The sequence below is a fragment of the Type-D symbiont of Plautia stali genome (genome assembly GCF_001485335.1).
Taxonomy (GTDB): domain Bacteria; phylum Pseudomonadota; class Gammaproteobacteria; order Enterobacterales; family Enterobacteriaceae; genus Pantoea; species Pantoea vagans_C.
This window is the reverse complement of the sequence record NZ_BBOC01000033.1, coordinates 34,308-53,398: the sequence shown is the minus strand read 5'-3', so window position 1 is coordinate 53,398 and position 19,091 is coordinate 34,308. Positions and strand designations below refer to the sequence as shown.

18 protein-coding genes and 1 pseudogene are annotated in these 19,091 nt (G+C 52.1%); 13 read left to right on the top strand and 6 right to left on the bottom strand.

Going from position 1 to position 19,091, the window contains the following annotated elements:
- The 9 genes and pseudogenes from PSSD_RS12470 to PSSD_RS12430 all read left to right on the top strand — a co-directional run.
- Window positions 1–305 (top strand): annotated as a pseudogene (locus tag PSSD_RS12470) (alkane 1-monooxygenase); the annotation flags it as partial.
- 13 nt (window positions 306–318) lie between these two features.
- Window positions 319–1,467 carry an amidohydrolase gene (locus PSSD_RS12465; protein WP_058972448.1) on the top strand — a complete coding sequence of 383 codons (1,149 nt, stop codon included), beginning with the start codon at window positions 319–321 and terminating at the stop codon, window positions 1,465–1,467.
- Window positions 1,468–1,545: 78 nt separating this feature from the next.
- Window positions 1,546–2,859: an LLM class flavin-dependent oxidoreductase gene (locus PSSD_RS12460; RefSeq protein WP_058972447.1), complete on the top strand. Its 1,314-nt coding sequence runs from the start codon at window positions 1,546–1,548 to the stop codon at window positions 2,857–2,859.
- A 45-nt stretch (window positions 2,860–2,904) separates the two neighbouring features.
- The gene (locus PSSD_RS12455) at window positions 2,905–3,810 is read left to right on the top strand and encodes an ABC transporter substrate-binding protein (protein WP_058972446.1); all 906 of its coding nucleotides are present in this window, start codon (window positions 2,905–2,907) and stop codon (window positions 3,808–3,810) included.
- 9 nt (window positions 3,811–3,819) lie between these two features.
- Window positions 3,820–4,332, top strand: coding sequence for a GNAT family N-acetyltransferase (locus PSSD_RS12450; RefSeq protein WP_058972445.1), 513 nt, complete (start codon window positions 3,820–3,822; stop codon window positions 4,330–4,332).
- Between the two features lie 9 nt (window positions 4,333–4,341).
- Entirely contained in the window at window positions 4,342–5,268 is a 927-nt protein-coding gene (locus tag PSSD_RS12445; RefSeq protein ID WP_058972444.1) for an amino acid ABC transporter permease, read from the top strand.
- Window positions 5,252–6,046: an amino acid ABC transporter ATP-binding protein gene (locus tag PSSD_RS12440; protein ID WP_058972443.1), complete on the top strand. Its 795-nt coding sequence runs from the start codon at window positions 5,252–5,254 to the stop codon at window positions 6,044–6,046. Before PSSD_RS12445 ends, PSSD_RS12440 begins: the two co-directional genes overlap by 17 nt.
- On the top strand, window positions 6,046–6,951 hold the full coding sequence (locus tag PSSD_RS12435; RefSeq protein ID WP_058972442.1) for an ABC transporter substrate-binding protein: 906 nt from the start codon (window positions 6,046–6,048) through the stop codon (window positions 6,949–6,951). Before PSSD_RS12440 ends, PSSD_RS12435 begins: the two co-directional genes overlap by 1 nt.
- 224 nt (window positions 6,952–7,175) lie before the next feature.
- A complete protein-coding gene (locus PSSD_RS12430; RefSeq protein WP_058972441.1) occupies window positions 7,176–7,466 on the top strand; it encodes a hypothetical protein in 291 nt (96 codons plus the stop codon).
- Window positions 7,467–7,509: 43 nt separating this feature from the next.
- On the opposite strand, the gene PSSD_RS28135 is transcribed toward PSSD_RS12430, so the two are convergent.
- Both PSSD_RS28135 and PSSD_RS28130 read right to left on the bottom strand, forming a co-directional pair.
- Window positions 7,510–8,151 carry an EAL domain-containing protein gene (locus PSSD_RS28135; protein ID WP_235589227.1) on the bottom strand — a complete coding sequence of 214 codons (642 nt, stop codon included), beginning with the start codon at window positions 8,149–8,151 and terminating at the stop codon, window positions 7,510–7,512.
- Window positions 8,152–8,160: 9 nt separating this feature from the next.
- On the bottom strand, window positions 8,161–8,841 hold the full coding sequence (locus tag PSSD_RS28130; RefSeq protein WP_235589226.1) for a hypothetical protein: 681 nt from the start codon (window positions 8,839–8,841) through the stop codon (window positions 8,161–8,163).
- A gap of 354 nt (window positions 8,842–9,195) precedes the next feature.
- Between PSSD_RS28130 and PSSD_RS12420 the strand changes: the two genes are divergently transcribed.
- The 3 genes from PSSD_RS12420 (at window position 9,196) to PSSD_RS12410 (ending at window position 10,966) form a co-directional block, all read left to right on the top strand.
- Window positions 9,196–9,756: a non-canonical purine NTP pyrophosphatase gene (locus PSSD_RS12420; protein WP_039333903.1), complete on the top strand. Its 561-nt coding sequence runs from the start codon at window positions 9,196–9,198 to the stop codon at window positions 9,754–9,756.
- Window positions 9,753–10,547 carry an SIR2 family protein gene (locus PSSD_RS12415; protein ID WP_034829783.1) on the top strand — a complete coding sequence of 265 codons (795 nt, stop codon included), beginning with the start codon at window positions 9,753–9,755 and terminating at the stop codon, window positions 10,545–10,547. The genes PSSD_RS12420 and PSSD_RS12415 overlap by 4 nt, the downstream gene beginning before the upstream one ends.
- Window positions 10,548–10,621: 74 nt before the next feature.
- Window positions 10,622–10,966, top strand: a complete 345-nt coding sequence (locus PSSD_RS12410) for a YebG family protein (RefSeq protein WP_039333898.1) — start codon at window positions 10,622–10,624, stop codon at window positions 10,964–10,966.
- Between the two features lie 35 nt (window positions 10,967–11,001).
- On the opposite strand, the gene PSSD_RS12405 is transcribed toward PSSD_RS12410, so the two are convergent.
- Window positions 11,002–12,108, bottom strand: coding sequence for a Fic family protein (locus PSSD_RS12405; protein WP_058972440.1), 1,107 nt, complete (start codon window positions 12,106–12,108; stop codon window positions 11,002–11,004).
- Window positions 12,109–12,795: 687 nt separating this feature from the next.
- Here PSSD_RS12405 and PSSD_RS12400 point away from each other — a divergent pair.
- Window positions 12,796–15,255 carry a membrane-bound PQQ-dependent dehydrogenase, glucose/quinate/shikimate family gene (locus PSSD_RS12400; protein WP_082672309.1) on the top strand — a complete coding sequence of 820 codons (2,460 nt, stop codon included), beginning with the start codon at window positions 12,796–12,798 and terminating at the stop codon, window positions 15,253–15,255.
- A 74-nt stretch (window positions 15,256–15,329) separates the two neighbouring features.
- Here the strand turns inward: PSSD_RS12400 and PSSD_RS12395 are convergent, their stop codons facing one another.
- The 3 genes from PSSD_RS12395 to PSSD_RS12385 form a co-directional block, all read right to left on the bottom strand.
- Entirely contained in the window at window positions 15,330–16,361 is a 1,032-nt protein-coding gene (locus PSSD_RS12395; RefSeq protein ID WP_039333895.1) for a methionine synthase, read from the bottom strand.
- 27 nt (window positions 16,362–16,388) lie between these two features.
- Window positions 16,389–17,366, bottom strand: a complete 978-nt coding sequence (locus PSSD_RS12390) for a DUF1852 domain-containing protein (RefSeq protein WP_058972451.1) — start codon at window positions 17,364–17,366, stop codon at window positions 16,389–16,391.
- Window positions 17,367–17,623: 257 nt separating this feature from the next.
- Window positions 17,624–19,084, bottom strand: a complete 1,461-nt coding sequence (locus PSSD_RS12385; protein WP_058972439.1) for an MFS transporter — start codon at window positions 19,082–19,084, stop codon at window positions 17,624–17,626.
- Window positions 19,085–19,091 lie beyond the last annotated feature (7 nt).

Below are 19,091 nucleotides of genomic sequence, written 5' to 3'. Positions count from 1 at the left end.
CGGATCTGTTAGTCGACAATCTGCGTGTTTATCACGTCAACGTAAAAGATGGCCCAAGCGTCAACGTCGGGAGCGTGGAGCAGGCGGAACGTTATGTACGTCAGGGCGGTTATACCGACTATGTGATCGAGACGCGCACACCTTCGCTTTTGAAAGGTACGGCGGCGCAGGTTCACGCCAAACTGGACGCGCTGCACCAGCATTTCGGCATTGAAGAGTTTGTGATTGATACACCGATTGCCGAGCAGCAGGCGCGAGTCAAATCACTGGAACTGCTGGCGACCCATCGCTTAGTTGCGGCCTAATTCGGAGGTCATGATGAGCCACGTGAGCGAACAACAACTGATTGACTGGCGGCGCGAGTTGCACAGCTGGCCGGAGCTTTCGGGTCATGAAGTGGAAACCACTGCGCGTCTGCGTCGCTGGTTACAGGAAGCGGGCTTGCATCCTCTCGATTACCCGCTGGAAACCGGTGTGGTGGTGGAGGTTGGTCGTGGTGAACCCCTGGTTGCGCTGCGCGCCGATATTGATGCCTTACCTATCCACGAAGCCACCGGTCTGGCATTCCGCTCACGCAATACCGGCGTGATGCACGCCTGCGGTCATGATGTGCACAGTGCGGTGATGCTCGGTGCGGCGCTGCAACTCAAGGCTATTGAAGATCAACTGCCCGGTCGCGTGCGCATCCTATTCCAACCGGCCGAAGAGAACGCCACCGGCGCGCGAAAATTGATCGACGCTGGTGTGCTGCACAATGTGCAAGCCATCTTTGGTATGCATAACGAACCCGGCTTACCTACCGGCACCTTTGCAACCCGTGGCGGGGCCTTTTATGCCAATGCCGATAAGTTTGTGGTGCATGTTTCTGCTAAAGGCGCACGACCTGACACAGCGAGAGACGGCATTCTGGTCGCCAGTCAGATCATCCAGGCGCTGCAATCATTGACCAGCCGCAGCTTCAATACCCTCGACAGTTTAGTACTCAGCGTGACACGCATCGAAGCGGGCAAAGGCGGCAGCGAAGTACCAGCCGAAGCCGAGTTTGGCGGTACGGTGCGCACCCATGACAAACAGGTGCGCGCCTTACTGGAGCAGCGTGCACGGCAAATTGTTGAGAATATCGCAACTGCCAACGGTGCTCAGGCCACTTTCAGCTGGCATCCGGGACCGCCGGTGCTAGAGAACGATGTGCGCTGGGCGCAATTTGCCAGCCAGATTGCGCAAGAGGTGGGATACCGCGTGCAAACCGCCGAATTGCATCTGGGTGGTGAGGATTTTGCCTACTACTTACAGCAGATCCCCGGTGCCTTTGTCAGCATTGGCAGTGCCAGCGAATATGGCCTGCATCATGGTGGATTTAATCCAGACGAAGCCTTGATCGCACCTGCAGCCCACTACTTCAGCCAACTGGCTCAGCAGGCATTGCAGCATCTCAATGCACGATGTCGTGACGCCATTCTGAGTTAACCCCCTTCACAAATACCTTTGTTCTGCACGGCAACGTTACGTTGCCGTCAGGCTGTGCCATGGAAAAGAGAGAACATTATGACTGCAAGACAACTGCGACTCGGCACTATCCTGCATGGTGCGTCAGGCAATATGTCAGCGTGGCGCCATCCCGCCGCGCAAGCGAACGCCAGTATCAATTTTGACTATGCCAAACATATCGCACGTAAAGCCGAGGCCGGAAAACTGGACTTCCTGTTTGTCGCTGATGGTTTGTTCATCAATGAAAAATCGATCCCGCATTTCCTTAATCGATTCGAACCGCTCACGCTGCTTTCGGCACTGGCGGGTGTAACTGAACATTTAGGGTTGGTGGGCACGGTCTCCACCTCCTACAGCGAACCCTTCACGGTGGCGCGCCAGTTCGCCAGTCTTGACCACCTGAGCGGCGGTCGCGCGGGCTGGAACGTGGTGACCTCACCGCTGGAGGGATCGGCGAAGAACTTTTCTCGTCAGCAGCATCCCGAGCATGCGCTGCGCTACCGTATCGCTGATGAGTATCTGCAGGTGGTGAAAGGGCTCTGGGATTCATGGGAGGGCGATGCGTTTGTGCGTAATAAAGAGAGCGGTCAGTTCTTTGATCCGGAGAAGCTTCATACGCTCAATCACCACGGTGATTTCTTCCAGGTGCAAGGTCCACTGAATATTGAACGCACACCGCAGGGGCGTCCGATCGTGTTCCAGGCAGGTGCATCTGAAGACGGTAAAAAGTTGGCTGCGCGTCATGCGGACGCCATCTTTACCCATCAACCCACGCGCGAAGAGGCGCAGGCTTTTTATCAGGATGTGAAAAAGCAGTTGGTGGCGAACGGACGCGAGCCGCAGGATCTGCATATCTTTCAGGGCGTGGGTGTGATCGTTGGTGATGATGCAGACGATGTTGAACGCCAGTATCAAACCACTGCTGCGCTGGTGTCCATTAAGGATGCACTGAACTACCTGGGTCGCTTCTTTGACCATCACGACTTCTCTCAATACCCCCTCGATGCACCTTTCCCGGATATCGGCGATATCGGTCAGAACAGCTTCCGCAGCACCACTGACGAAATCAAACGCAAAGCGCGTGAGCATGGCCACACGTTACGCCAGGCCGCACTGGAAGCGGCGACACCTCGCCCGCTGTTCTTTGGCACACCCGAAGAGGTGGCGGATGGCTTGCAGTTGTGGTTCGAAAGCGAGGCCACCGATGGCTTCATTATTCAGGGCGGCACGCCGGATACCTTCGAGCGCTTTGTGGATCGCGTGATCCCCATTCTGCAAGCACGCGGCTTAACCCGCAGCGAATATCCCGGCACCACGCTGCGTGCCAGCTTTGGCCTGAAAGATCCGGTTAATCAGTTCACACAACAATAATTTAAAGAGAAAACACACTATGCAGAAAAAAACCTTATCGCACTGATGTTACTGGGCCTGAGCAGTGCGGCATTCGCTGATGATGTGGCGGTGAATGGTCAACAAATCAGTCTTGAAGCGAATAAAACACCGGTGAACACGGCAAAAAATGCGGCGGCTGTCGCGCAGATACCGGCCGGACATAAATTTGCGGTGCCGGGTTCGTTTACGGTAGCCGTCGCAGCACAAAACTCACCGCCATTGACAGTGTTTAGCGACGACAACAAAACCTTGCTGGGCAGTGAGGTGGATATTGCCCGGTTAGTGGCGGACAGCCTGGGCCTGAAGCTCAACGTGGTGCCGACCTCATGGGAAGACTGGCCGCTGGGCGTAGCATCGGGCAAATATGATGCTGCTATCAGCAACGTTACCGTCACCAAAGAGCGCAAAGAGCGTTTTGACTTTGCGACCTATCGCAAAGACTCTCTCGGTTTCTACGTCAAATCCAGCAGCCCCATCAAATCGCTCAGCAAAGCGGAAGATATTGCCGGATTGCGCATTATTGTGGGTTCAGGCACTAACCAGGAAGCGATCCTGCTGGCGTGGGACAAAGAGAACCAGGCCAAAGGCTTGAAACCTTTCACACCGGTTTACACCAAGGATGATGCTGCACAAACGCTGGCGTTACAGTCGGGCCGTGCCGATGCCTACTTCGGTCCGAATGTGATTGGTGCCTGGAAAGCGGCACTGACGCATCAGACCCGCTTGGTGGGTAGCGTCGATGGCGGCTGGCCAAAAGCGGCGCATATCGCGGTCACGGTGAAGAAGGGCAGCGGCCTGGCGGAACCGATCAACACCGCGCTGAACGGTGTGATCAAAAACGGCGATTACGACAAGGTGCTGAATCGCTGGGGTGAAGGCGTGGAGCGTCTGGATCACTCTGAAATCAACCCTGCCGGTCTGGGCGATTAAGGAGGCAGCATGAGTCAGCAATTCTTCCGCGAAGTGCACCCCGAAGCCGCAGAACTGCAACCGATTATCACCGGTTTGTTCGGCGAGTATGCGGCGCGCTATGGCGACTTCTTTAAGAGCGCCAATGAGGTCGAACTCAGCGAATGGTATTTGCCGCCGCGCGGGCTGTTTATCGTACTGGAGCGCGATGGCGAGATTATCGCGATGGGGGCGTTCAAGCCCTATGACGAGGTGACGGCGGAACTCAAACGTATCTGGACGCGCAGCGATCTTCGCCGTCAGGGCTTAGCGTTGCTGATTCTGCAAGAGCTGGAGCGGCGCGCCTTGCGCGCCGGTTATCAGCGCGTATTTCTGACCACCGGTTTTCGTCAGCCGGAAGCCGTGCAGCTCTACATCGGCCATGGCTATCAGCCGCAGTTTGCGCTACTCGAAGATATGGAAATCTACGGTCAGCCGCCGCATGACGGGCGTCTGCGCTTTCTAAAAGTCATTGATGTGCACAGCGTGGCGCAGGCCAGCTAAGGGGTTGAGATGAGTAAAGAACAACGCTTGACCGTGGTGCCTGCACGCTATCCTGGACGGGTAATCGGGGCGATTGTCGCCCTGTTTATTCTGGCCAGCGTGATTGATTCTGTGGCCTTTAATCCGCGTTGGGAGTGGCGCGTATTTGCCCGCTGGTTCTTTGATCCGGTGATCCTGTATGGATTGGGACAAACCCTGCTGCTGACGCTCTTTGGTACGGTGCTGAGCCTGTTTTTCGGCGGCTTACTGGCGTTGGCGCGGCTCTCATCTTCTTGGCTGTTGAGCACGCTGGCGTTCGGCTACATCTGGCTGTTCCGTTCGCTTCCGCTGATTGTGGTGCTGATCATTCTGTATAACTTCTCCTATCTCTATGACACCTTGTCGCTGGGCGTGCCTTTTACGGCGATCTCCTGGGGCCATTTCCAGACCATCAACGTGCTGGGGCAATTTCCGGCAGCCGTGATTGGCCTGACGCTGGTGCAAAGCGCCTACAGTGCGGAGATTATTCGTGGTGGCTTTTTAGGGGTCGATCACGGTCAGTTTGAAGCGGCCTCGGCGTTGGGGTTATCCTCTTCGCGACGCACGTTCCGCATCATTCTGCCGCAGGCGCTGCGCGCCATCATTCCCACCACGTTTAATGAAATCATCAGCCTCGCGAAAGGCACGTCCATGGTGTACGTGCTGGCGATGCCGGAGCTGTTTTATACCATCCAGATGATCTACAACCGCACCCAGCAGGTGATTCCTTTGCTGATGGTGGGCGCGGCCTGGTACCTGATCATCACCACCGTGTTGTCACTGCTGCAGCACAGCGTTGAACGCTGGCTGGCACGCAGCGTGACGCGTGAGCCACAACCCTCGCGCTGGCGTCAGTGGCGCAATCGACCTGTCACTTCTACCGCGAATGAGGAGCTATCCCATGTCCGAGGCCATTGATTATCGTCATCTGCACAGCACCGGTGCTATCAGCATTACCGGCGTGAGTAAGTCGTTTGGCAAACATAAAGCGCTGGATGAGGTGTCGCTGGAGCTGGAACCCGGATCGGTGACGGTGATCCTTGGCCCTTCAGGTTCCGGCAAATCCACGCTGCTACGCACCATTAATCATCTGGAGCGCGTAGATGAAGGTTTTATCCAAATCGACGGGGATTACATTGGCTATCAGCGTCGTGGCGACAAACTTTATGAGCTGAAAGAGAAGGCAATTTTGCGCCAACGCATCAACGTCGGTTATGTCTTTCAGAACTTCAATCTGTTCCCGCATCTGACGGTACTGGAAAACCTGATTGAGGCACCGATTGCCCATCGTCAGCTATCGCGTCGTGAAGCAATCGAACGCGCCGGCGAACTGCTGGATATTGTGGGACTGCGCCACAAAGCCGATGCCTGGCCGCGTCATCTTTCTGGCGGACAGCAGCAGCGCATCGCGATTGCACGCGCGTTAATGCTAAATCCTCGGGTGATGTTGTTTGATGAACCCACCTCAGCGCTCGATCCCGAGCTGGTGGGGGAAGTGCTGGACGTGATTAAAAAGCTGGCGCGATCCGGCACGACCTTAGTGATTGTCACGCACGAGATTGGCTTTGCGCGTGAGGTGGCGGACCACGTGGTGTTTATGGTGGATGGCCGTATTGTCGAGCAGGGCAGCAGCCATCAGGTTCTGAGTCAACCGCGCCATGAGCGCACTAAACGTTTTCTGGCACGGGTGCTGTAATGGAACGAGTGATTGTGTCAGCGCTGGCGGCGTGGTTATTCAGCGCCCCGCTGTTTGCCGCTGAAAAGCTGGATGCGAAAAATAATGAAACGCCAATCAATATTGCGGCGAATCCGCAAGCCATCGCCAAAATCCCGCCCGGCTTTCACTTTGTGAATCCCGGATATTTGACGGTGGCGACCTCGGCTTCGAACTCGCCGCCGATTGGCTTGTGGGCTTCGGATAACAAAACGCTCATCGGCAGTGACCCGGACTTTGCCCGCTTGCTGGCGGACAGCCTGGGCTTGAAGTTAAAGCTGGTGCCCGCTGCATGGGAAGACTGGCCGTTGGGTATCACGGCGGGGCGCTATGACGTGGCGATGTTTAATATTGCGGTGACAGAGGAGCGGAAGCAGAAATTCGATTTCGCTACCTATCGCGCGGACAACCACGCCTTCGCGGTGAAAGCCGACAGTGCGATTACCGCCATCAAAGGGCGCGAAGATGTGGCAGGGAAACGTATTATTGTGGGATCGGGCACCAATCAGGAGAAAATATTACTGAGTTGGGATGCCAAAAACCGGGCGCAGGGTCTGGCGCCGGTTCAACCGATTTACCTGAATGATGATGCGTCCGCGACGCTGGCGCTGCTTTCCGGACGGGCAGATGCCTCTTTTGGGCCGCAAGCAATGGCGGCATGGAAAGTCGCTTCACGCGGGCAAACCAAAATCGTTGGCCACGGGCCGTTCCGCGCCTGGGTGGCTGTCACCACCAAAAAAGGCAATGGTCTGGATGTCGCGTTGCAGCAGGCGATCAATGGTGCAATAGCCAGCGGGCAGTATAAACAGGTTTTAGCGCGCTGGGGCGAGCAGGAGGAGGCAGTGGAGGCTTCTCAGGTAAACCCGCCAGGTATTGTGTATCAATAATGTCGACTCAGTTATTGGTTGCGAGAAAACTCACAATTTAATTGTTGTGAGTTTTTTGTTTTCATTGGTTATTGATTGAGGTCTTGTTTTAGTAAATGCGAGTGAATTATCTCATTTATTTCTTTCTCTCTTACGAGCAACGGTATTGTTTCTCTGATTGAATGCGTTGAATATTAATGCCAGCAAGACAGACTGGTTAATCATTTACACATTGGGGAATTGAAATGGAATCGAGAGTTAAAAAGCTAGAGAATTTATTTTCTGATTTAGCTACGGATGTCGCTGTTATCAAATCTAACCATGCAACAAAGCAGGATCTCGCCGAGGTGCGTTCAGAAGTTCGGGAAATCAAAGCCGATATCGCCTCAATAAAACAAAACTACGCGACAAAAGCCGATGTTCTGGCTATCAGAAGCGATCTGTACCAGGCGATCACCTCACAAACGAAATGGATGGTCTCGATGCAAATGATCACCATGGGACTCGCATTAGCCATCGCGAAAGCGATATTTTGATCTTCAGGCGGCAGTGATGCCGCCTGCACAGTACAGTTCAGCGTTAACTTGATGCTCTCCGTATCCACAGTGCCGCCTCTCCCGCCGGAAGAGGGCGAGCAAAGTGATAGCCCTGGAACAGGTGACAGCCTTTGTCACGCAGATATTCGAAATACTCTTCGCTCTCAATGCCCTCGGCTAACACGTTCAGCCCCATATCGCGCGATAATTCGATAGTTTTGAGTACCACAATAGCGGCAGATTCATTTTTGAAAATCTGCATTATCAATGACTTGTCAATTTTTATATCATCAATAGCAAAATCACTGATCGATTTGAGAGACGAGTAGCCCACGCCAAAATCATCAATCGCCCACTTAATACCCAGTTGGCTAAAGTGCGCGATGACGTCTCCGATGCGCTTTTGATCATAGATAAAGGTGGTCTCAGTGATTTCAAACTTTAGTCTTTCGGGACTGATTTTATAATGCGAAAGCGTCAGCAGCGTATCCTGAGTAAAATCCCGATGCATTAATTGCAAGGGACTGATATTGATCGAAAATTTCAGGTTGGTCAGATTGAACATGCGGTCCCAATCCGACATCTGTTGCAGGGTGCGTTCCATCACCCATTTACCGATCTCAATAATCAGCCCGCTTTTCTCCGCTACCGGGATAAAAACCTCCGGGGAAATAAAACCTTTCACCGGATGTTTCTAGCGTAACAGGGCTTCAAAGCCAATCAGTTTCTTATCCACATCTACTTGAGGTTGATAGTAGAGTTCCAGTTGGTTGTTGATGATAGCATTTGACAGTTCACGCTTAATCAGGTCGGTTTCCGAATAATTACCTCTTGAGGTAAATACCGTTAATAACAATGCCACGATCGGGACACTGCAATTGACAATATAAAATCCATACTCTTCAGGGATATTTAATTGAAATCCACCATTCTGCCAGGTGAGCCCAGTCACGATGAACAGGAGATACACTGCCAGGCAAATAAGCGGGAATGCCTTGCTAAGATAGCCAGACTGTTGGCGCAACACGAGCGAAGAACCAATGGTTAAAGCCAGCAGGTAATTGTATTCGGTATGTTTACCCGCTGTATGATAATTATCGACTAATAGCAACAGGGTAATACTCACCAAAAGAGCATGAACAATGATGTAGAGGTGATGTTTCAACCGACTGCAAAAGGCCGCACAGGTGATATAAACGCCTAACGCGCTGCTTACACAATACAATAATGCCACATCATTATGGCCACGGCTGTAGTTAAAATATATCATAAACAGCCCAGCAAAAATGCTGGAAATCCCGGCGATTAATAAGGTTAAGCGAAGTTTCTTTTCCAGACTGTCTCCTTTCAATATGAAAGGAAGATTGCGGATCATAGAATATCTTGAACTGAAATAAGAGATCATGAGTTATCTCATTGGTGTCATAATTATTTAATATTTTCAGCAGGGTATATTAAGGAAAAGCGAGACGGCTGTCATAACTGTTTTCATGTTATTTACACAGAATCCGGCTTGATGGTAATTTGAGATAGTCCAGAACAGTCTGTCAATGATAGATGATAAGCCGATATAAGATGGCGGTGACAGTCAATAATTTTCTCCTGGTCAGCGTCTGCCAGAAGCATGCAAGGAGTATCGTCCAGTTTACCCACAGGAAGATTGTTCCTACCCACTGACAATGCCTCGCGTTAGAATGAGGCCTGAATACCTCAAAATCGACGGGTTGCAATGAAAATTCGATTCCTTTCTGCGAATGAACTCAAGCTGGCCGAAGTCCGTACCATCCTGGAGCCAGTGGGCGTGGAGGTGATCCCCATCGCCCGCCGCATTGAAGAGATTCAGACTGAAAATGAGGTGGAGTTGGTGCGTGACAAACTCACTAAAGCCTTTTCTATTATTGGTCGTCCGCTGTTTGTTGAACACACCGGTTTATATCTCGATGGGCTAAACGGTTTACCTGCCGGCCTGACGCGCATTTTCTGGAGCCGTTTGCATGCGGAGCGCTTTACTAAACTGGTGAGCGGTTTAGATAGCCCCAACGTGACAGCAAAGACGGTGCTCGGCTACTGCGATGGGCGCAAAATGTATCAGTTTGAAGGTCAACTGCGTGGCACCATTGCACCGGCACCCGCTGGACCTCAAGAATTTCAGTGGGATTGCGTGTTTATTCCTGAAGGTCACTCCCAGACTTTTGCTGAAATGGGTGAACTGAAAAACGAGATCTCAATGCGGCGCTTAGCGCTGGACCGCTTCGCCACCTTTCTAAAAACATCACGGGGACTGGCATGAAACCGGAACTCAAACGTGCCTACGATGCAGGAAAACTGATCCTGTTCGCGGGGGCGGGTATCTCACGCAATCTTGGCTTGCCGGAATGGCATGAGCTGATTGCGCATCTCGCGAAAGAGCTGGGTTACGATCCCAAAATCTTCAACACCTACGGCACACATCTGTCATTGGCGGAATATTACAAGCAGCGCAAAGGATCGCTGGGTCCCTTACGCAGTTGGATGGATCGTGAATGGCACCGCCCGGACATTGATGTGCGGAGTTCTGAAATCCATACCATGATCACTCAGGGCAACTTTTCGCGCATCTACACCACCAACTACGATCGCTGGTTGGAAATGGCACACGAGGCGCATAACGTGCCCTACAGCAAGGTCGCCAACGCGGCGGATTTGGTTTCATTGACAGAAGACAAGCGCCATATCATTAAACTTCATGGCGATTTTGACGATGATACCTCTATCGTTTTAGATGAAAGCAGCTACTTTGAACGCCTCTATTTCGATTCGCCGCTGGATATCAAACTGACCCATGATGTGATGGGCAACTCCGTGTTGTTTGTGGGATACAGCATCAGCGATTTTAATATTCGTCTGTTATTCTACCGGCTGACAAAAATGTGGGGGCGAACGGGCCTCGCAACCGCGCGTCCTAAATCCTATCTGTTCACCAATCGTAATAACCCGGTGGCAAAAGAGGTGTTGGGACAGTGGGGCATCGAAATGATCGTGTCAGAAGAGGACGATCCGCGCAAAGCGCTGGCAACGTTCCTGGAAGAATTACTGGCTTAATGAGCAGAAAGTGATTGCTCAAAAAAGTTTGCTTAGAATATACTGTATATAAATACAGTTAACCGAGGTGCATCATGGCAGTCGAAACCAAATATGTTGTTGTCAGAAAGGGTGAAGAAAAGATGACGTTTGCCAATAAAAAAGACGCGGATGCCTGGGATAAAATGCTCGATATGGCTGACGCCTTCACCGACTGGCTGCAACAGCATCAGCCTGAGCTGGATGAAGCGCAGGCCGAAGCATTGGGCATGTTACTGGCAGAACAGAAAGACGCGGTGCAGCATATCCTTCGCACCAGCAAGTTACCGGATGCGGTGAAGGAAGAAGCTGTTGAGAGCGCAGAGAGCGAAACGGAAGCCTCTGCTGATGCAGAAGTGAGTGCGCCAGAAAAGAAAGTACGCGCGGTTAAAGCGGCTTGATGCGTGAAGGGCGATCCATGGGTCGCCCTTCACGGTTAATGCTTAATTTGATAGCGCGTACTGCGCCCACCGCCCGGTAATTTCTCCAGACAGCCTTTTTCCAACAACTCTACCAAATGACGTGTCGCCGTGGCTTTACTCACCTTCGCCACCTTCTGATACTGACTGGCGCTGATACCTTCCGTGAATCCCTGTTCGCCGCCGTCGAGTAATCGATTGAGCACGCGCGTTTGCTCCGCATTCAGTTGAGCCGCATTGTGGATTAGCCAGAAGCGGGCTTTGATTTGCGTGCGCGTCACAATCGCTAACGCCTGATCCAGACTGTCTTGCAGCACATCCAGAAACCACATAAGCCATTCGGTGATATCCAGTTCACCGCGCTGGGTTTCCTGCAGAATCCGATAATAATCGGCGCGTCGTGTCAGGATCGACGCAGACATGGCATACAGGCGAATACTTTGGCTGTCTGCCTGCGCCAGTGCCAGGTCTGTCAACGCGCGCGTGATACGGCCATTCCCGTCATCAAAGGGATGGAGCGTTACAAACCACAAGTGGCAAAGAGCCGCTCGTAGCAGGGGGTCGAGCATCACATCATCACGACTGTGATTAAACCAAGCGATAAAAGCTTCAAGTTGCGCTTCTAAGCCAGCCCGGGGCGGCGCTTCAAAATGCACGGTAGGGCGGTCTATGCGCCCCGACACCACCTGCATCGGCTCCTCCCCGCGCAACGCACCGACAATGAAACGTTTGAGGGACCATTCACTGGCAGGAAATAGCCAGTGATGCCACTGGCATAGTCTTTCCAACGTCAATGGCGTATCACGTTGGGAGATGGCATCCATCATCATGGTGGCCAGTCCTTCCGAGCGCTCAGAAACCGGGTAGGGTTGTTCAAGCGTCACGCCCAGCCGACGGGCGAGGGAAGATCGCACCGATTGCGCGTTGACGCGCTCATCTTCAATCGCGGAGGAAGCGAGGATATTGTTAAGTAACGTATCCAGCGTCTGCTGATCGTTATTATCAGCCACGCTTGCGCGCCCCAGCAGTACACCACGCTGCTGTTGCAGCGAGCGTAAACGTGGCAGTAATTTTTCATCCTGCCAGTGAAACTGCGGCCAGTCTGGCTGTTGCCATATCCACATGTTTAACCTCAATGCTTTGACGAGATGAGCTGAATAATCGATGTATTTGGCTCACAGTGTGAGCTGATTGAAAATTTATTCGGCTCATAATATGAGTTGAATAATAGTGCTTAATCGGCTCAAAAGCCAGATTCTGTTAGGCACAGGCAAGGCGAAATGTGGCGATTTCAGGCTGAAATTGGCCTTTGATTGGGGAGCAATACGGGGGAATTGTGAGGTTAGAATCAGGTCGGGACTGGGCAAGTAACCCCGGCATGGCCGGGATTACCGCTGTCATCAATGAGTGAACAGTGAAAATGTACCGGAGTAGTAACTGACCATCCATGCCACGTACACCAGCCATACCAACAGCAATCCTGTTAAGCCTAATTTGCCTGTCATATTCGTATCCTCTTCTTATTTGGCGCTGTGCGCTCTGTAAGGGATAAATTGACAGCAGAGCGAATCGGCGATCTTGCGCCAGATCAAAAACAGCGTTTGTTGTGGTGGAAATGATGTGTCAGAAATTGATCGAGGCAGGGAAAATAATTTATGGCGGAAACAGTAAGGATAATAAGCGGATAAAAAGTGCCGATTGTTTCTCATCCTGGCCATAAATCGCGGTGAAATAACTCAGAGATCCTAAAATTTACGGCGAAGTTTAAAAAATATTCAATCCTGCAATTCTTTTGGCAAAGGAAATTTATTTTGAACATCGCAAACCGAATAACCAGACTCTCGTTCTGGAATAGATTATTTGCTCTGATCCTGCTGCTGTTAGGCATCACGCTGGCTGTGGGAGGCGGCTGGCTGGCAGCATTAGGCGGAAACTGGTATTACGTGCTGGCGGGAATAGGGCTGGTGATATCCGCTGTGCTGATCTTTATGAGAAGAACTAGCGGCGCGACGTGGTTCGCGCTGGTGTTTATCGGCACCTTAATCTGGACCATCCAGGAATCTGGTCTCGATTATTGGCGTTGGGTACCACGTTTCGCTCTGATGCTTATTCTCGGCATCTGGTTTGCCTTCCAACTGCCTAATCTGGCACCACGGGTCAGTCGGGGTGCATCACGTGTATTGGCAGGTTTGTTAATCGTGGCATTTATTGTGGCTGCTGCGTTGCCGTTTGCGCCACTGAATGAGACACCTGCGACCAATGTCCCAGCAGCAGGCTCAGCGAACTATCTGGCCGACACCGGCAACGGGAAAGCCTCTACGCCGGATAATGGCGACTGGTATACCTACGGCGGATCGCTGGCATCGCAACGTTTTGCTAATGCGAATCAGATTACGCCCGATAACGTCAAAGACCTGAAACTTGCCTGGCAATTCCGTACTGGCGACCTGCCCAAGGCGCGTTGGGGTGGGGAGAACACGCCAATTAAGGTTGGCGATACTTTATATACTTGCACCGCGCGCAACATGGTATTTGCGCTGGATGCGGCAACCGGGAAAGAGAAGTGGCATTTTGATCCGAAGGTCAGCGACAAGTCGATCCCTTACACTGCCGCTTGTCGCGGTTTGACCTGGTATGACAGTCAAACCAACAGCCACGCGACCACAGGTCAAGTGGCGGCGATGCCAGAAGGGGATAACAGTGACTGCCAGCAACGCATCATTCTCGGTACGTTGGATGCACGCATCATTGAGCTGAATGCCAAAACAGGTGAGGTATGTCGCAGCTTTGGTCATCAAGGCACGGTAAATCTGGCTGAGGACATGGGTGAAACCTATGACGGTTATGTCGCCATCAACTCTGCACCGGTGGTGATCCGCGATACGCTGGTGGTAGGGCATCAGACCATAGATGGTCAGAGAGCTTTTGGTCCTCCGGGTGTGATCAAAGCCTATGATGTGCGTACCGGCGCGTTGAAATGGGCGTGGGATGCCGCCGCGCCAGACACCGCAACCCCGAAGAAAGGACCAAATGCTTATAAGCGCGGTTCGCCAGATGTCTGGACCTCCTTTACCGGTGACGACAAATTGGGGCTGGTTTATCTGCCCGTGGGTAACTCATCCGGCGACTACTGGAGCGGTACTCGCACACCCGCGGAGAACAAGTATTCCGTTTCGTTGACCGCACTCAACATTGATACCGGGCTGCCAGCGTGGACCTTCCAGACGGCGCATAAAGACGTCTGGGACTACGATCCCGGTTCACAACCCACGCTGGTGGATTATCCTGATAAGAATGGCGGCAAAACGCCAGCCATTATCATGCCGACCAAACAGGGGGAGATTTACGTACTGGACCGTCGTACCGGTAAATCGCTGTTTGGTGTTGAGGAACGTCCGGTGCCAGGTGGTGGGGTTGAACCCGAGCAGCGCTCGCCCACGCAACCTTACTCACTGTTCCACCATCTCAGCAAGCCAGATCTGACGCCGCAAGATATGTGGGGCCTGACGCCGGTGGATCAGCTGGTATGCCGAATTCAGTTCCAGAAGGCCAGTTATAAAGGCCAGTACACGCCTCCTGAAGCCGACCGTCATTCAATTGAGTACCCTGGCTATAACGGTGGGTCGGACTGGGGCAGCGTTGCGGTGGATCCGACACGCGGCATTATCATTGCGAACTATAACGATATGCCGAACTACAACATTCTGGTTCCGCGTGCGAAAGCCGATGCCCTGGGCTGGAAGCCACGCGATGAAATTCCTTATAACCCTCACGACACCGGCCATGCGGAGGGCGCGGGCGACCCGCAAATTGGCGTACCTTATGCTGTTAACGTGAATGCAGGCTGGCGTTTACCTTACACCGGGATGTTGTGTAAGGAGCCACCGTATGGCGGAATTCGTGCTATCGATCTGCGTGATGGCCGCACGATTTGGGATCGCCCACTGGGCACCGCACGTCGCAACGGTCCGTTTGGACTGCCAACTGGGTTACCTATTAATATCGGAACGCCAAACAATGGGGGATCGGTCGTGACAGCCAGCGGATTGGTCTTTGTTGCTGCAGCGACAGACGATCTGATTCGCGCCATTGATCTGCGAACCGGCAAGCAGGTATGGAGCACGGAACTCCCGGCGGGTGGGCAGGCTAATCCAATGATCTACACGCAAAATGGACGTGAATATTTAGTGATCGTCGCGGCGGGTCATCACTTTATGGAAACCCCGGTGGGGGATTACGTGTTGGCCTATGCCTTACCCCAACAGCAATAAGGCATAAAAAACCGGTATGGGATATACCATCCTGTACCGGTTATTAGGCGTTTCAATTCGACAACAGGGGCAAATTATTTGCTCAGCAGTTCATTGCGCACAATCGCTGCGCCCGCGCTTAAAGCATTCAATTTGCCGCGAGCCACTTCGCGCGACAGAGGTGTCATACCGCAGTTAGTCGAAGGATAGAGCTTGTCGGCATCGACAAACTGCAGGGCTTTACGCAGGGTATCAGCCACTTGTTCAGGTGTCTCGATGTCGTTGGTTGCCACGTCAATCGCGCCGACCATCACTTTTTTACCCCGGATCAATTCAATCAGATCCATTGGCACGCGAGAGTTCTGACACTCAAGTGAAACGATATCGATAGACGATTTTTGCAGTTTAGGGAACACTTCTTCGTACTGGCGCCACTCGGTACCCAGCGTCTTTTTCCAGTCAGTATTGGCTTTGATGCCGTAGCCATAGCAAATGTGAACGGCAGTTTCGCATTTAAGCCCTTCAACGGCGCGCTCTAAAGCCGCGATACCCCAGTCATTCACTTCATCGAAGAACACGTTAAATGCTGGCTCATCGAACTGAATAATGTCGATGCCCACAGCCTCTAACTCTTTGGCTTCCTGGTTAAGAATTTTGGCAAATTCCCAGGCCAGCTTCTCACGGCTTTTGTAGTGGTTATCATAAAGCGTGTCGATCATGGTCATCGGACCTGGCAGCGCCCACTTAATCGGTTGCTTGGTTTGCTGACGCAGGAATTTGGCATCTTCGATGAAGACCGGCTTCATACGTTCTACCGCGCTAATGACGGTAGGTACGCTGGCATCATAGCGGTTACGAATTCTGACGATCTCGCGCTTCTGAAAATCCACGCCATTGAGATGTTCAATAAAAGTGGTGACAAAGTGCTGACGTGTTTGTTCGCCATCACTGACAATATCAATCCCTGCCTGTAATTGATCGTCCAGAATTAAACGCAGCGCATCTTTTTTACCGTCAACCAGTTCCTGGCCTTGTAATTTCCACGGCGACCACAGGGTCTCAGGTTGTGCCAGCCAAGAGGGCTTCGGCAAACTGCCAGCAGTGGACGTCGGTAATAATGTTTTCATAAGTGAAGACCTTGTATTTTCGGTTAATCAAAGCGCGTAATTAGCAGACCATTGCTCAAGGATGTTTTGGTAAGGTTTGATGAAGTTCTCTTCGGTAAACTTACCCTGCTCAGTCGCCAACAGGCTACGCTCTTCGCGATCGTAAACGATGCGTGTTAATGAATGATCTTGGTGGTTCAGGCTTGGCTGGAAGCATTGACCCGCTGGAGAGTTCGCGTTGTAAATCTCCGGGCGATAAATTTTCTGGAACGTTTCCATGGTACTGATGGTGCTGATCAGCTCCAGATCGCTGTAATCCCGCAGCAAATCACCAGAGAAGTAGAAGGCTAAAGGCGCAACGCTGTTGGCGGGCATGAAATAGCGCGCGTGTAATCCCATTTTATGGAAGTACTGGTCGGTCAATGAATATTCATCTTGCTGGTATTCAATGCCCAACACCGGGTGCTGATTGCCGGTACGGGTATACACATTCTTACTGGAAACGCTGAGGCAGATAACCGGTGCCTTGCTGAAGTGCTCTTTGTACTTGTCCGAATTAACGAAACTTTTAAAGATATTCCCATGCAGATCGCCAAAGTTTTCAGGCGTGCTAAATCCAGCGTTGCGCTTGTTGTGATCAGCCAGTAATACACTGAAATCATAATCGCGCACGTACGAGGAGAAGTTATTGCCAACAATCCCTTCAATGCGCTGATCGGTTTTTTTATCAACGATATGAGTTTTCAGGATTTCAATCACGGGGAACGTAGTGCCATTTCCCTCAATGTCCAGTTCCACTGAAATGATATCGAGTTCAACAGAATAACGATCGCTTTTTGGGTTATCCCAGGATGCCAGTGAGTTGAAGCGATTATCCATCATCTTTAACGCGTTACGCAGGTTCTCTTGACGATGCTGGCCTCTCGCCAGGTTCGCAAAGTTAGTGGTAATACGCGTGCTTTCGGAAGGGTTGTAGTTCTCATCGAAAGTGGTTTTTTTCACGGTAAAGATAAAGTCTGCGTTCATTTGTTCTGGCACCCTAAGTTCTGACAGAAAACCTGATTTCATTCCTGGGTTAGCAAGGCTGAAAGGTTTTTGTATTCACTAGACGTTTAGACGTCTAGAAGCTTTCACATGGCATCATTTATGCCAGAGTCTTGAGGTGAGGAAAAGTGATTTAATTTCACTGAACATGAAGCATCTTCATGATCTCTCATGTTGCCTGAAAGGTGTTCAATATATTGCGGGGAGAGGATCGTAGGGGCGGCCATTTGGCCGCCCGCTTAAGGATTCACCTCTTCAAGTCGGCGATTCAGGGTGCGAGGGCCATAAACCCCAATGGTAAACACCACTATCGCCATCGCGCCAGAAATCACGGCGAAGACTGAACTCACACCCATTTCACTCAACACCCAGGCAATGGTAAAGCCAGACAGCATGCCGCTGATGCGGCTAACGGAATAGACCAGGCCAATCGCTTTGGCGCGAAAACGTGTCGGGAACAGTTCAGCCTGATAGGCACGATATGAGAAGGTCATACAGGTACTGGCCAGCGACAGCAACAGCCCCAATGTCACCAGCATCACCGGTTGTGACTGCCAGGAGAAAATAGTACCGACGATGGCAATCGCCAGCGCAGAACCACTCACCAGCCACTTACGTTCAATGCGGTCAGCAAATGTCATCGCCACCAGCGGTCCCAGCGGGCTGGCAAACGCAATCAGAAACGAATAGAGCAGGCTGTGAGTAAAGGTCACCCCTTTTGCTGCCAGTAAGGTCGGGATCCAACTGGCAAAACCGTAATAACCAATTGATTGAAAGAAATTAAACACCAGCAGCATGATGGTGCGTCGACGATACGGCGGGCGCCACATCTCATTCTTCAACGCAGGCTTAGCTTCAGTTGGGATGCACTGCTGCAGATCCACTGCGGGTAGGGCAGAACCGGTCGATTTTGCCACACGCGCTTCCAGTCTGCGCACCACATCCTCAGCTTCTTTATAACGACCTTGTTCAACCAGCCAGCGCGGGCTTTCTGGCAAGCCCATACGAATAATCCACACCAGGATCGCACCGATACAGCCAAACAGCACCACCCAACGCCAGCCACTCAAACCCAGTATCTCTTGCGGCACTAACTGCCACGAAAGGAAGGCGATAGTAGGAATGGAGGTGTACTGAATCGCTTGCACAAAGGCATAAGAACGCCCGCGCAGACGTGCAGGAATAAATTCCGAGACGTAGGCGTCAATCGTCACCAGTTCAGCACCGACGCCGATACCGGAAATAATGCGCCAAAACACCACGGCAAAAGGGTGATGCTGAAAAGCCATGATGCCACTGGCCACCGCATAAATGAGCAGCGCAATGATAAACACCTTCTTACGTCCGATACGGTCAGCCAAATTGGCGATAAGCAACGTACCAAGGAACACACCGAGAAACATCGCCGCGACGAAGGCACCCAGGCTGGTAGGATCAAAAAAGTTATGGCTGCCGTGGGAAAAAATACCTTCACGCACCATGCCGGGACCGATATAAGCGGTCAGAAACACATCGTAGACCTCAAACCAGCCACCCAGCGCCAGGGCGAAGATGATCAGCCACAGGGGACGGGCGGCGGGCAAGCGCTCCAGCCGCGCAGAGAGTTGCGCGCCAAAGGCTTTTCCCTCTTCAGGTGTGAAATTCTCGCGCCAGGTCATCGGAGGCGGTATCGACTCGCTCAGTGAAATTTTCTTAAGCACGGTAGGG